Consider the following 13,058-nt stretch of genomic DNA (forward strand, 5'->3'; position numbering starts at 1 on the left):
AATCCCTTCAAGCTCGCACAACGGGAGTGGATGCCGGGTTGAACTATCTTGCCGTGGCTTCCGTTGGCACAAAGTCGATGTTCTTCAAAGGAAATCAAATGGCTTTTATGCGCAGGCGATTTTCATCCAGAAGACGCGCGTTAGGAAAAAGCAAGAAGCTGTACGCGATCAAAAAGTCAAAAGGAAAAGAATCGCGTTGGATGAAAGATGTGAACCACAAACTGAGCCGTCAGGTCGTGAATTTCGCATTAGAGAACGGTGTTCGTCTGATTCGAATGGAGGATTTGACAGGCATTCGGCATCGAGCAAAATCAAAGAAAGAAGCAGGGAGAAATTTACATTCTTGGACCCATTATCAACTTCAGCAGTTTATCGAATACAAAGCGAAAATGGCAGGGATTGACGTTCAATACGTGAACCCTAAAGACACATCGAAAAGGTGTAAATGTGGATATATCCATAAAAATAACCGTCATGGTCGTATCTTCAAGTGCAAAAAATGCGGCTATGAAAGTCATGCGGATGTTAATGCGAGTATAAATATTTCGAAAGCAATTAGCGGCTTCATGAAGAAAAAGAAGACAAAAACATCTGAAAACTAGTGTTGTGGTAACAGCAGCACCGCCTGTTAGGTACATATATCCAAAAGGGATATAGAACGAAGCAGGACGGGGTGATGACACACCCCCTAACTGAAGGCTTGTTCAAAGCAGAAATGAATTGCGAACGCTGAAGCACTTCAGAATCCCACTGCTTCAGCTGTGGGAGTGTCAAAATTACCATTTAGATGAAGAATCGAAGGTGTTGACGGTCGAAGAAGGATATTTGGACAAGGAATCATATAGCGTACAAGTTAATGAGGACAATAGCATACAAGCAATATATGTCATGTTGTCTATTAACAGTGCTAAGAGGCTGTGGAAAATAAACATTGCAATACTACCAGTTTTTATAGCAGGCTTTTTTACGCTTTTGGAACGCCCGAAATATTTTAAACGGCTTGCTGGACTGTATTTTCTTTGTCTTATAGGCTTTATTTTGTGGGATATTAATCAGAATCAAGGGGTGTTGGAGGAGGTTGTTGAGAATGTTGGTTATTTCGGTATATAATAGCGGGGAAATGAAGAGAGGAGCATTCCTGTTAGAAGCTTTTTCGGGGACTTGAAATAAAAAGAGCCCTCTTGGTATGATGCGGGGTGTCAATTCACGGACGAAATGACCCCTAATTTGGATACCAAGGAGGACTCAATATGAATTCTACGCAAAACAATAAAATTAATCAAGTCACCGAACAAACACTCGTTGTCGGTATGGATATTGCAAAACGTACACATTACGCATGCTTTGTCGATGAACGGGGCAGGGTGCTTAAAAAAGCTTTTCCGGTTTCTCAGTCCCCAGATGGATTCGATAAACTGTATCAAAGGATATTGAAAGCAATGAAGGAACATCAGAAAACGGAAGTCATTATTGGGATTGAGCCGACCGGTCACTACTGGCTGAACCTGGCGTATTTCCTTGATGACCGAGGCATTCCTTTGGTGATGACGAATCCAATGCATGTGAAGCGTTCCAAAGAGCTGGATGACAACCTTCCAACGAAGCATGATGCCAAGGATGCGCTGGTGATTGCCCGCCTTGTGAAAGACGGACGATTCAGCTATCCGCGAATTCTTAAAGGCATGGAAGCCGAGCTGCGCGTTGGTTCAACGCTTCGTTCAAAGCTCATAGAGGAACAAGGCGCCGTCCGAAACCAGATAATTCGCTGGCTTGATCGCTACTTTCCAGAGTTTACTAAAGTATTCCCGACCTTTGGCAAAATGGCGCTCGCTGCACTGGAAACATCGCCATTTCCATGCGATCTAGCAAAAAAAGAAGTCGAAGAGCTATTAGATGAACTTCGGCAGGTTGAAGGGATGAAATCACCCCAAGCGCCAAAAGTAGCGAAGCTCATTAACGTCGCTCACCACTCGATTGGCGTAACAGAAGGACAACAGATGGCCCGTGTTGAAATCGCCACACTTGTCCGCCGTTACCGCCAGCTTGAACAAGAGGTTGCGACCTTGACGGATCAGTTAACAGAGCTTGTCCGAACATCTGTTGAATATGAATGGCTTTCGACTGTACCAGGTCTCGGAGATGCGACCATTGTCGAACTGCTCTCTGAAATCGGCAGTTTCTCTCATTACCGCCACCCACGCCAACTACTCAAACTTGCGGGGTTAACGTTGCGAGAGAACTCATCCGGTCAGCACAAAGGACAGAAGCGAATCTCTAAGCGTGGAAGGAGACGGCTGCGCGCCCTCCTCTTCCGTGTCATGATGCCGATGATTCGCCATAACGCAGCCTTTCGCGAGCTGCATGATTATTATACAAACCGGACAACAAACCCATTACGCAAAAAGCAGTCAATCGTTGTTCTATGCGGTAAGTTATTGAAAGTTTTACATGCGATCAGCACGAAGCACATAGCCTTTGATGCAAAGCGAATGATGCAAGATATCCCTCTCCTCGAAGAGGCACACTAAGCTTACACATTTCTTTTGAACCTAGACAACAGGATGACACGGAGAAGCTGGCACTATCTTTTCCATTCGACCTATGAGTCCCCAGAGGAGCATCGCTGGCCTCTGCCTTATGACTAGACCGAACGAAGGAATGTAGGCACTTAGATGCCCAGAGACATGGGAGGGTACGTCATCATAAGCGACGCAGAGATCCAATGTGCATCGATATAGAACACACTATCGCAACCAATTATATCCAATTGCGACCGCGTAGCGTACCCTTAGACTGTTATAGTTTCACATATTTAAATAATACTGTTAGAACAGGTGTCATAAAAAAATTTTTGGCACCCCTAACAACGGCCTAAACCGTTGATATATCAATATTTATAGAGGGAGAGAATATGAGAAGTTTTCGTAAATATTGAAGGACTAGTTAGCAAAACTTTGTTTATGCGAAAAGTCCCTTCCTTAAATTAGAATCAAGAACCTCCATTACGGTGAGTGAATAACAAAATTTCGTTTATTTATCAAAAAGTCTTTTTTTAGCCACCTTGGCTTCTTGTATAAATGCTTTTTTCTCTTTACTCACTTCTTTCGATTTATTAAAATCCCCTAAAATCTTATTAGTATCAGACTTATCTAACTTATGACGACCCATTTTCAACTGCATCACTGCCCTTTTTTCTATATCTTAATCAAGAAAAAGGCAAATTATTCTTCAAAATCAAAATTAATTTCAGGGATTAAAAATCTCATAAGGCGTAGCCCGTCTCTTTCTTTATTCATACTTTCAAAATACAATTTCCTTTCATAGAAGGGAATGGCTTTTGGAACTGCCCATAAAAAAACATATCTACAGCCAATTATTTCAGCTATTTCTAGCGCCTGCCCTATAACACCTTTTATAATTTCTGTACCAATTCCTTGGTTTTGATAATTTTCGTTTATTCCAATATACATTATCTCTATTGCAGGCACTTCAAATCCCTTATCCATACCTAACTTTTGCGCTTCATCTACTTCAACTTCTACCAAACAGCATCGTGTTGAAACACAAAGCCAATTATTTCATTATCAGCAACAAAAGTAGTTGTCTTGGCTAATCTATGGATATGGTCTTCTAATGCCATATAATGCTTCTGAAGATAACCATCAATATGATCATTTCCACAAGAAAACCCTTGGATCAATTCAAAGGATTGATCCAAGGGTACTGTTTGCAACTTTTCTAAATTCATATCTCTCACCCTGAATGTTATCTATTTATAAACTCTTTCTTTTGACTAAATATTTTTTTTGATTTCATACATTCTTTAACAAAATCATGTACTTCGTTTTTATAATCTACACTTCTATCTTTTCGAGTTTTAATCTCAATAGCAATATTTCGTGAATCTTCTTCACTTAACTTTAAATTTTGGAGATACATGCTCATTCATTTCACTCTCCCTTATATATATTATTTCCCTTTACGATTATAATGTCAAACACTAGTCATTGGCGCCTATTCCTCGCCAAAGTGAAGTTTTATGGTACTGGGGGAAAGGCACAAGACTTAGCATTATTTTGTTATTGACTTTCCCTTGATAAATTGTATAATAAAACTTGTCCGGTAAAAATGTACAATATCTTATTTATACGATTCCGTAGCTCAGCTGGGAGAGCGCTACCTTGACAGGGTAGAGGTCGCTGGTTCGAACCCAGTCGGAATCATCCTTTTTAGAAGCCGAAATCCTTGATTTATAAGGGTTTCGGCTTTTTGCATAACAAACCTAATTTCTCAATTGACTACATTTATTTTTCCATTGTTTATTATAAAAAGCTAGCCTTATTAAAAGACTAGCAAAAAACTTTGATTAACGTAAACTCTCACAAACAACCCCATCACCATCACGGTCTAAGCCGTGAGGATCTTCTGAACCGGCTGCTTCAAAAAATGCTTGTGCTTCTTCTTGAGTTAAAAAGTCAGAGCAGTTACGATCCGGTCCTTGTGGGTCATATTTTAAATTTCCGTTGTTTGTTGAATTATTATCATCATCTTGAGGTTGGTCATTACCGATTGTACCCACTGTACTACCTTTGCAGCTTGTATCAGCTGTGATTGTTACCTCTTGTGTTGCGCCATCCTAGTGATTCAAAAATTCCTCTTAATGGGACAAGTGTTCGCCCATTGATTATTTCTGGCGAATGGTCATATGATTGCTGACTCCCATTAATAGACACAGAAATCTCTTTTTTGGCTGAAGCTGTCTATTAGTTCGGTGTAGGCATGGTTGCATTCGGCTGCTGTTGGATTCATTATCTTGTATCACCGTAAATAGATCTGTCTAGCTGCGAGGAAATCGACAAAAAATGACATTTTATATTAAGGACATGTAGTAAAATAGTGGTAGTAAAAACGAAACTTAACATTTATTTAGTTCAAAAATAATTGAAAATATGATGTGATAATTCACTCGAAAACGGAGGAAGCGATGAGTTTATTTCGTAAAGTTGGAAAAGGTGTAGGGACTGTAGGGGGAGGTCTAATAGGGGGGACTGTTAAGGTCGCTGGAAAAGCTGTTGGGAGTAAGTGGAAGGGAACTGGTGAATGGATTGAGGAAGTTGGAGATAGTGTAGAATCCGCTTCTAAAATGGCTTTAGATAATGCAGGACAATTTGTTGATGGAGCAGTACAAGGCACCTACGGCGTAATTAAAAAAGATAAGCATTATAAAGAAAAAGGATTAAATAACCTAAAGGACTCTTCTGGAAAAACGATTAAGGGAATTGGAGCTACACTAAAATATACTGTTCAAAATGGTAGCTCCACATATAAAGGATTTAGAAGTGGAGACAGAGACCAAGCAATACAGGGGTTAAAAAATATTGGTAAAGTAGTTGCTGTGTCTAGCCTTGCTATTGGAGTTGTTGATTTAATTGACGGAGCCGATATCGTGGAAGCGGAGGAACTTGAAACGAGGAATGATCATTTGGTAGACCATGAGCATCCAGAAACAGGGGTTCCTTTTGTAGAAAAAACAGTTGATTTACCAAATGGACAAGTGGTAGAGGGGACATTCCCGGTATTCAATGAAACTTTTAATGTCATGATTGCTGAGGATTATTATTTAGAAAGTGATGATGTTCATTTTAGAATAGCAAATGATAGTTTATATCAAGCTATTACAGAAAATTCTGAGCTTATTAATGAAATGGAATTTTCGCAATCAGATGTTGAATACTTGGCAAATGGACAAACACCAGATGGATACACGTGGCACCACAATGAAGAACCGGGTTTAATACAGTTAGTAGATGAAGAAACCCATGCTCAAACTGCTCATACAGGTGGTCGAGCAATTTGGGGAGGCGGTAGTGAATACCGTTAAACGGGTTAGCAGCAACGCTTGTATTCATGTGTTGAAGTGACTAATGTCATTTAATTGCTTCAATGTTTTGGCTCCTATTTGAAGTTATATCACAGTGAGCTAGTCAATAAATAAGACAGAAGCTTTATACCAAGCAGTTTCTGTCTTATTTAGCAACCACCAGAGCTTTGAAAAATCCCCCCTCACAACTTCTTCACCAGCTGCACTCTATTCCTCACTTCATATTTTTGAAATATATTTTGCAAGTGCTTTTTCACGGTATTAAGTGAAATGTAGAGTTCTTGGGCGATTTCTTGGTTGGTTCGTCCTTCTTTTAAGAGCTGGGTGACTTCTGCTTCACGTTTGGACAGGAGGGAGGGAACGGGTTTTGTTTGGCGTGATAGGGTTGTTCCGATTAGTTCAGATAACAATTGAAAGCGTTTGCAATCTTTTGTAGTAAAAGGCATTGTGTCCTTTCTTCTTGCCATGCCAAGTACCCCGACACAGGAGTTTTCGCTGTTCATTAAGGCAACGACCATTTCGTCGTAATAGCCGTTTGGCTGCATGAATGAGCGATAGTATGTAGAGTTTTCGTATTCATTGAATGTGGTTAGATCAGAAAGGCGTAATGCCTTATTTGAACGGAAAAGGTTAAGGTGTTTCTTCGGATGGAGGTAATCATATTCAAAATACTCTTCAATATAATCAACAACAACCTTATCATGAATGCGATAGGGGAGCGGGTTGGTTAAGTTTCCGTTATCATCTGCCAGCCAGAAGATTGATTCATCGTAGCCAAATTGAGCAGCTAGCTCATGTTGAATGAGAGAGCGAATGTTTTCAGTAGGTTGTGCTATTGTAGTCGCAAAGTGGAGCATTTTTTCATAATCGTTAGGGAATAATGATGTGTGCACTCGAATCCTCTCCTCTCATAATTAATTCTTTATAAACTATTATAATAAAAGTTTACTAATTAACCAAATTAAATAACTGAAAATTATTAATAATGCAAAAATAACACTTTAGGGTAATATACGGAAAACTATTCAAACGATTATGATAAGGGTGTGATACTAACAAGGGAAGGTGAAACAATGGCTAAGAAAACGGGCTTTGTTTGTGACGAAAGTTATTTTTGGCATGATACTGGAAATGGGGCATTGTTCATGCCTCCGGGTGGATGGATTGAGACAGATGTGCATTCTGAAAATCCTGATACGAAGCGCAGATTTAAGAATTTGTTAGAAAGAAGCGGTTTAATGAAGGAGCTTACACAAGTTGCTCCTAGAATGGCCTCTAATGAAGAAATAAAGTTATATCATAGTGAAGAATATATTAGAAAAGTTGAAGAGCTTAGTGAAATTGGACATGGTGATGCTGGGGAACTGGCTCTTGTTGGAAAAGGGTCTTATGAAATTGCACTTCTCTCGGCCGGCGGAGCTATTAAAGCAGTTGAGGCTGTAGCGGATGGTGACGTTGATAATGTATATGCGTTGATACGTCCACCAGGTCATCATGCGGAAGCTGAGTTAGGAATGGGCTTTTGCCTTTTTAACAATATAGCAATTGCAGCGAAGTATGCTCGTGAGAACTTAGGATTTGAAAAGGTGATGGTGCTAGACTGGGATGTGCATCATGGAAATGGAACAGAGTCTGCCTTCTATGATGACCCGAATGTCTTGTTTGTTTCAATGCATCAAGAGAAGAATTTTCCTCCTGGCCGCGGGCAAGCTGAAGATGTTGGAGAAGGTGAAGGCAAAGGTTATAACATTAATATCCCATTGCCAGCTGGTACTGGAAATGCAGGGTATATGCATGCGCTCGAAGAAATCGTCGGCCCCGTAGCGGACCAGTTTCAGCCAGAGTTAATTCTTATTTCAGCAGGGCAAGACCCAAGCTTGTTCGACCCGCTGGCGCGGATGATGGTAACAGCCGAAGGTTTCCGGAGAATGACTCGGTTTATGCTAGGGCTTGCTGATAAATACACAGGTGGAAAACTAGTTGCATGCCATGAAGGTGGCTACAGCTCTGCGTATGTCCCGTTCTGTTCACACGCAATTGTGGAAGAAATGAGCGGGGTTCGAACAGAGGTTGAAGACCCATTTGCTCAAGCGTTACATGAAATCCCAACTGACGAACTCTTTGATATACAAAAAGACTATGTGGAGAAAGTGAAGAAGGTACAGAGTGAATTTTGGAAGTTTTGATCTAAAGTTTATATGATTGCGAGGCTGCATTCCTTGAGGTTGTCAGGGGTGTAGCTTTTTTGTGTTTTAGGGGGAATTTGTTTTAGCCGTGGGTAGATAGAACACTACGAAAAAATATACGTGCAGGCAGTGCGACCATACAATTAAAGTTCCGTAGTTTAAATGCTATTTTTTTGATTGGTTAGACAAATTTACATAATTTTCTTAACACTATTAGTACCCAATGTAGTATAATTTTTATATAAAAGGAAATTATTTTCGTGGAAGCAAACATCTAACTATGAGGTGAGAAAATGCTGGGGCAAATGAAGCGAAATCAAAATGGGGTAAAAGATGATGAGGTACATATTCTAGATGCAATTCGTATTGCGCTTCCTTATTTGAAAGAGTGTATGAAGGAAGATGTGATGTTCGCGCTTACTGATCATGAAAAGTTTCTAGCGTACATTCCGAACTCGGAAATCAATTTGGGTGTAGGCTATGGTGACCCGATTCCTCCTCAGGATATAGCTCTTAATCATGCATTGAAAGGGAAAACAACGGCTGAAAGACTACCAGAAGAAGCATATGGTGTTCCTTTCTACGGGAAGACAATTCCGGTTACGGACAGTCAGAACCAAGTAATTGGTGCACTTGGCTTAGGGTACAACATTAAAGACCAGGTGATGATGGAAAATACCGTTTTGGAGCTTGAAGAGATTACGAAGCTTGTTCAGGACCAAACGACAAGTATTGCGGCGCATTCGGAACAGTTGGCGGCTACAAGTAACAACATCTTTAATTATTCATCAACAGCTGCAGAAAACACAGCTACTATTGATGAAGTAATGACGATAATCCGGAATGTTTCCTCCCAAACGAATTTGCTAGGCTTGAATGCATCAATAGAAGCAGCTAGAGCTGGTGAACATGGCAGGGGCTTCAGCATTGTGGCAGATGAAGTGCGTAAGCTATCACTACAGTCATCAGATGCGACGGAAAAGGTTTCTTCCTCGGTTGAACTTATTAATGGAAACCTTAATGAAATTCGCAACGGCTTAGAGGACATTCGAGACTCAGCAAACGATCAAGCAACTTCCATTGAAAGCTTTACAAGAATGGTCGATAATTTGGTGAAAATAACCGATACGCTTGAGAAGTATGTGGAGAGAATGAAATAAATAAGAAAACCGCTAAAATGCTTAATAATAAGCGTTTAGCGGTTTTTATTTATGGAAAATACCTCCATGCTTTTGAAACAAATGAAGCAATAGCTCCGTCTACAAGATAACTTCAGATATTACCTTATATATAAAGGATTGAAAAAACAATGAAACGAAAACGAGTCTTAATCATACCTGTAATTCTACTACTCTACATTCTGCCAGTCCATATCGCGATCCAAGGTGCGGCGGGAAATGAACCGAAGAAGGATGCGGCGTATTTGATTGTGCTTGGTGCGAAAGTGAATGGTGAGCAGATGTCTCATGTGCTTACGAACCGTGCAAAAGCAGCTGTCGCTTATTTGCAAGAAAACCCTGACACGAAAGTCATTGCAACAGGCGGTCAGGGAAAAGGGGAAGACATCACGGAAGCGGAAGCTGTGAGTCGTTATTTGATTAAGCAGGGGATAGATGAGAAGCGGATTATAAAGGAAGAACGGTCGACCTCAACTTATGAAAACCTTACGTTTGCAAAAGCATTCATGAAGGAAGAGGATAATGAGGTGGTTATTGTAAGCAATGATTTTCACGTATACCGAGCTTTGAAAATAGCAAATCGGTTGGATATCGAAGCGGAACCATTAGCCGCAGAAACACCGTTGATTGCACGGCCGCAGCTTTATGTACGGGAATACGCGGCAGTGGCGAAATCATTTTTGTTTGATCGTTGAGAGTATATTTTAATACTCTATAAAAATATACCCTAGTGGATATGGTATGATAATTGCTGGACCATCTCTTTCTCGAATAGAAAATGAAGCAAATGTGGTGATTAGCAATTATTATTTTATATTTTCTAATTGGTTTTTTAGCAACAATCATCGGTTCGGTTGCAGGTGTTGGCGGTGGGGTCATTATCAAGCCTACTTTAGATGTCCTAAGCTCTTATGATGTTTCTTCAATCAGCGCCCTTTCGTCAGCGACAGTTTTTGCGATGGCTGTGATGTCTTTAATAAAAACATTTTATAGAAAGGTAAAAATCGAGTATACGATCAGTCTATTTCTAGCGCTTGGTTCGGTAATCGGTGGGATTCTTGGTAAGACGACATTTAATCAAATTGTCAGTTCTGCTTCTTCAAAGGATATTGTAACCGTCATACAAGCAGGTACACTAGCGGTATTGCTCATATTTGTTCTTTTATTTGTAAAAAATAAACAGAAAATGAAAACCTTTAAGATACGAAATAAAGCTACTATCTTGTTGGTAGGGTTTCTGTTAGGGACGTTTTCATCGTTTTTAGGAATCGGTGGAGGGCCTTTTAATGTGGCAATTCTCATGTGGTTCTTTTCACTAAATACAAAGGATTCTGCGATCAATTCGATTTTTATTATTTTCTTTTCGCAATTATCAACGTTAGTGACCATTTCTTTCTCACCAGGGTTTGGCCAGCTGAATTTGTCGATGATGACGTACATGATCGTTGGCGGACTATTAGGAGGGCTCCTTGGTTCAGCTTTATCAAAGAAAATCGATGATCAACAAGTTGAAAAAATATTCAACCTGACATTAGTGCTGATTATTGGCATTAATCTATACACGATTTTTTCGAAGGTTAGTTAATAAGAGAAAAAGAGATTTTTCGAACTGTAATTTCAAAAATTAAAATACTAATATAAAGAGCTGTAATTCTTGAGTTATCAAGGATTACAGCTCTTTTTAATTGGGGTCATCACAAAATTTTGATTGCTAATCAAATTGATTTTAAAAATAATAAAAAAATCCTTTGTTTTTTAATAATTTTAAAAAAATTATTGACTTATATTAAAAATGCAACTATGGTAAATATACAGAAAATAATAATTACTACAAAGTTTATACACAGGAAGGGTTGTTCTAAATGACACAAAAGCTATATGGAAATACTCCATGCTTTCTTGGAGCAGAGAATTTATCTTTGACAAAGAACATCGATCATGTCGATGCTGTTGTATATGGTGTCCCTTGGGAAGGGGCTGTAACCTGGGGAGATTATACAGGGTGTGAATTAGGTCCGAAGGTAATGAGATTATGTTCTGCTAGGTATAGTGGTTATTTGCCGGAGTTGGACAATATCGATGTCTTTGATTCTATTAAGATAGGAGATGTAGGAGATGTTGATGTCGTTCCAGCGGATGTAGACGAAACGATGGATCGAATTGAAAGATTTACCGAGAAGTTATGGAGTGGTAAGAAGTTTCTCATTGGTCTTGGTGGGGACCACGGCGTTACCTATCCAATAATTAAGTCCCTTACGAAACAAGGGAAGAAGGTTGGGATTATTCATCTTGATGCTCATTATGATAATCTACCCTCTTACAATGGGGATAAATACGCGAGATGCAGCCCGTTTGCCAGATTGTATGAATTAGAAGGTGTCAAAAATGAAAATATTATCCATGCTGGTATTCATGGTCCTCGAAACACACCAGAAAGTGGTCGGAATGCAACAGCAGCAGGAGCTGTTACAATAACGGTTAATGAAATTCGTGGTAATCAAAATTTGAAGAAGCTTGCCGATGAAATTTATCAACTAGCTAGTAAAGACGTGGATTGTGTATATTTAAGTATTTGTAGCGATGTTCTTGATTACGCTTTCAATCCGGGTGGACCAGTTGATGGAAATGGTATATCTTCTTTTGAATTGCTGACACTTGTACATGAGTTTGCCAAGAAAGGTATTATTGGAATGGACTTTGTAGAAGTATATCCACAACAGGATCCAAATCAATTTTCAGCACATTTTGCATCAACGATAATTTTATATGCATTGGCAGGTACAATTAAGCAAAAACAACTTCAAAAATAATGTTGGGTGTTGCCGGTATGAATGCAAATAAATTAAATATCTCAGAGAACCAAGAATTCATCTACTTTTTGAAAGAAAGAATCTTGAACTATAAGGAAGATCAAGGTGGAGCTTGTGCAAGCTATATTCCCGAGTTAAAAAAAGCTAACCCTAATCACTTAGCTATTAACCTTTTGCTGCCTAATGGAGAGAGCTTTTCTGAGGGAGATTTTCAGCAATCTTTTTCAATTCAAAGTATTTCGAAGGTCATTTCCTTTATAGCAGCATGTATGGCAAGGGGGGTGTCCTATGTATTAGACTGGGTAGGTGTTGAACCTACTGGAAATCCATTTAACTCATATTTAATTGAAAAGCGGAAGCCTTTGAATCCTATGATTAATGCAGGTGCATTAACAACAGTGTCTCTTCTTCCTGGTAACAATTCGGTTGAAAAATTTCATAGTGTCACGGATCTCTTATCTATATTAATCGGTAGAAAGGTAATGATTAATTCGAAAATTTTCAATTCTGAATTAGAATCAGCTTACCGTAATCGTGCACTAGCCAATTTATTGATGGAGAACGAATTCCTAGCTTCGGGTGTGGAAGAAACAGTACTAACTTATACAAAGCTTTGCTCAATTAATGTGACTGTGAATGATTTAGCCAAAATCAGCTTAATTCTTGCGTATGACGGGTTCGATCCAATAAATGAAATACAATTAATTCCAACTGATATTGCAAGGCTTACAAAGGTGTTAATGTATACGTGTGGGATGTATAATTCTTCTGGAGAATTTGCTGCACTTGTAGGAATACCAGCAAAGAGTGGTGTCTCAGGTGGTATACTAGCAATTGTGCCACCATCTCATCGAAACAGCTCTTTAATATCTAATGGGTGTGGAATTGGTATATATGGGCCGGCAATCGATGAAAATGGGAACAGTGTGAAAGGAATAAAGTTATTAAAAGACTTAATTCGGTCGTATGATGTGAGCATTTTTTAAACATTCGGAGGGACATT

At 39.3% G+C, this 13,058-nt stretch carries 15 protein-coding genes, 1 tRNA gene and 1 pseudogene; 11 read left to right on the forward strand and 6 right to left on the reverse strand.

Going from position 1 to position 13,058, the window contains the following annotated elements:
- The first annotated feature begins 23 nt into the window (after positions 1–23).
- The 3 genes and pseudogenes from LC040_02140 (at position 24) to LC040_02150 (ending at position 2,528) form a co-directional block, all read left to right on the forward strand.
- Positions 24–602, forward strand: a pseudogene (locus LC040_02140) (transposase).
- A 202-nt stretch (positions 603–804) separates the two neighbouring features.
- Positions 805–1,110, forward strand: a complete 306-nt coding sequence (locus tag LC040_02145; protein WLR51728.1) for a hypothetical protein — start codon at positions 805–807, stop codon at positions 1,108–1,110.
- Positions 1,111–1,250: 140 nt separating this feature from the next.
- A complete protein-coding gene (locus tag LC040_02150) occupies positions 1,251–2,528 on the forward strand; it encodes an IS110 family transposase (protein ID WLR51729.1) in 1,278 nt (425 codons plus the stop codon).
- Positions 2,529–3,030: 502 nt separating this feature from the next.
- Here LC040_02150 and LC040_02155 read toward each other — a convergent pair.
- Genes LC040_02155 through LC040_02170 form a run of 4 tightly spaced genes read right to left on the reverse strand, consistent with a single transcriptional unit; the run spans position 3,031 to position 3,945 of the window.
- Positions 3,031–3,180: a hypothetical protein gene (locus LC040_02155; protein WLR51730.1), complete on the reverse strand. Its 150-nt coding sequence runs from the start codon at positions 3,178–3,180 to the stop codon at positions 3,031–3,033.
- Between the two features lie 41 nt (positions 3,181–3,221).
- Entirely contained in the window at positions 3,222–3,545 is a 324-nt protein-coding gene (locus tag LC040_02160) for a GNAT family N-acetyltransferase (GenBank protein ID WLR51731.1), read from the reverse strand.
- The gene (locus LC040_02165; GenBank protein ID WLR51732.1) at positions 3,539–3,748 is read right to left on the reverse strand and encodes a hypothetical protein; all 210 of its coding nucleotides are present in this window, start codon (positions 3,746–3,748) and stop codon (positions 3,539–3,541) included. Before LC040_02165 ends, LC040_02160 begins: the two co-directional genes overlap by 7 nt.
- A 17-nt stretch (positions 3,749–3,765) precedes the next feature.
- Positions 3,766–3,945 (reverse strand): hypothetical protein, encoded by a 180-nt coding sequence (locus LC040_02170; protein WLR51733.1) that lies wholly within the window; start codon positions 3,943–3,945, stop codon positions 3,766–3,768.
- A 205-nt stretch (positions 3,946–4,150) separates the two neighbouring features.
- Here LC040_02170 and LC040_02175 point away from each other — a divergent pair.
- A tRNA-Val gene (locus LC040_02175) sits at positions 4,151–4,223 on the forward strand.
- Positions 4,224–4,366: 143 nt separating this feature from the next.
- Here LC040_02175 and LC040_02180 read toward each other — a convergent pair.
- On the reverse strand, positions 4,367–4,579 hold the full coding sequence (locus tag LC040_02180) for an excalibur calcium-binding domain-containing protein (protein ID WLR51734.1): 213 nt from the start codon (positions 4,577–4,579) through the stop codon (positions 4,367–4,369).
- A gap of 405 nt (positions 4,580–4,984) precedes the next feature.
- On the opposite strand from LC040_02180, the gene LC040_02185 reads away from it, so the two are divergent.
- A complete protein-coding gene (locus LC040_02185; GenBank protein ID WLR51735.1) occupies positions 4,985–5,881 on the forward strand; it encodes an HNH endonuclease in 897 nt (298 codons plus the stop codon).
- Between the two features lie 182 nt (positions 5,882–6,063).
- Here the strand turns inward: LC040_02185 and LC040_02190 are convergent, their stop codons facing one another.
- Positions 6,064–6,774 (reverse strand): LuxR C-terminal-related transcriptional regulator, encoded by a 711-nt coding sequence (locus LC040_02190; GenBank protein WLR51736.1) that lies wholly within the window; start codon positions 6,772–6,774, stop codon positions 6,064–6,066.
- 180 nt (positions 6,775–6,954) lie between these two features.
- On the opposite strand from LC040_02190, the gene LC040_02195 reads away from it, so the two are divergent.
- From LC040_02195 to glsA, 6 genes are all read left to right on the forward strand, one after another.
- Entirely contained in the window at positions 6,955–8,067 is a 1,113-nt protein-coding gene (locus LC040_02195; protein WLR51737.1) for a class II histone deacetylase, read from the forward strand.
- A gap of 293 nt (positions 8,068–8,360) precedes the next feature.
- The gene (locus LC040_02200) at positions 8,361–9,227 is read left to right on the forward strand and encodes a methyl-accepting chemotaxis protein (GenBank protein ID WLR51738.1); all 867 of its coding nucleotides are present in this window, start codon (positions 8,361–8,363) and stop codon (positions 9,225–9,227) included.
- Positions 9,228–9,376: 149 nt separating this feature from the next.
- Complete coding sequence (locus LC040_02205) at positions 9,377–9,940, forward strand: YdcF family protein (protein WLR51739.1); 564 nt, start codon at positions 9,377–9,379, stop codon at positions 9,938–9,940.
- A 149-nt stretch (positions 9,941–10,089) separates the two neighbouring features.
- On the forward strand, positions 10,090–10,830 hold the full coding sequence (locus LC040_02210; GenBank protein WLR53174.1) for a sulfite exporter TauE/SafE family protein: 741 nt from the start codon (positions 10,090–10,092) through the stop codon (positions 10,828–10,830).
- A 277-nt stretch (positions 10,831–11,107) separates the two neighbouring features.
- Positions 11,108–12,055: an agmatinase family protein gene (locus tag LC040_02215; GenBank protein ID WLR51740.1), complete on the forward strand. Its 948-nt coding sequence runs from the start codon at positions 11,108–11,110 to the stop codon at positions 12,053–12,055.
- Positions 12,056–12,072: 17 nt separating this feature from the next.
- Positions 12,073–13,041: a glutaminase A gene (gene glsA / locus LC040_02220; protein ID WLR51741.1), complete on the forward strand. Its 969-nt coding sequence runs from the start codon at positions 12,073–12,075 to the stop codon at positions 13,039–13,041.
- The last annotated feature ends 17 nt before the right edge of the window (positions 13,042–13,058 follow it).

It is taken from the genome of Bacillus tianshenii (assembly GCA_020524525.2).
Classification (GTDB): domain Bacteria; phylum Bacillota; class Bacilli; order Bacillales; family Bacillaceae_N; genus Bacillus_AV.

Coding starts and splice junctions, on each gene's coding strand:
- LC040_02155 (WLR51730.1), bottom strand. CDS start 3,180: ATGCAGTTGAAAATGGGTCGTCATAAGTTAGATAAGTCTGATACTAAT.
- LC040_02215 (WLR51740.1), top strand. CDS start 11,108: ATGACACAAAAGCTATATGGAAATACTCCATGCTTTCTTGGAGCAGAG.
- LC040_02150 (WLR51729.1), top strand. CDS start 1,251: ATGAATTCTACGCAAAACAATAAAATTAATCAAGTCACCGAACAAACA.
- LC040_02165 (WLR51732.1), bottom strand. CDS start 3,748: ATGAATTTAGAAAAGTTGCAAACAGTACCCTTGGATCAATCCTTTGAA.
- LC040_02205 (WLR51739.1), top strand. CDS start 9,377: ATGAAACGAAAACGAGTCTTAATCATACCTGTAATTCTACTACTCTAC.
- LC040_02195 (WLR51737.1), top strand. CDS start 6,955: ATGGCTAAGAAAACGGGCTTTGTTTGTGACGAAAGTTATTTTTGGCAT.
- LC040_02170 (WLR51733.1), bottom strand. CDS start 3,945: ATGAGCATGTATCTCCAAAATTTAAAGTTAAGTGAAGAAGATTCACGA.
- LC040_02200 (WLR51738.1), top strand. CDS start 8,361: ATGCTGGGGCAAATGAAGCGAAATCAAAATGGGGTAAAAGATGATGAG.
- glsA (WLR51741.1), top strand. CDS start 12,073: ATGAATGCAAATAAATTAAATATCTCAGAGAACCAAGAATTCATCTAC.
- LC040_02185 (WLR51735.1), top strand. CDS start 4,985: ATGAGTTTATTTCGTAAAGTTGGAAAAGGTGTAGGGACTGTAGGGGGA.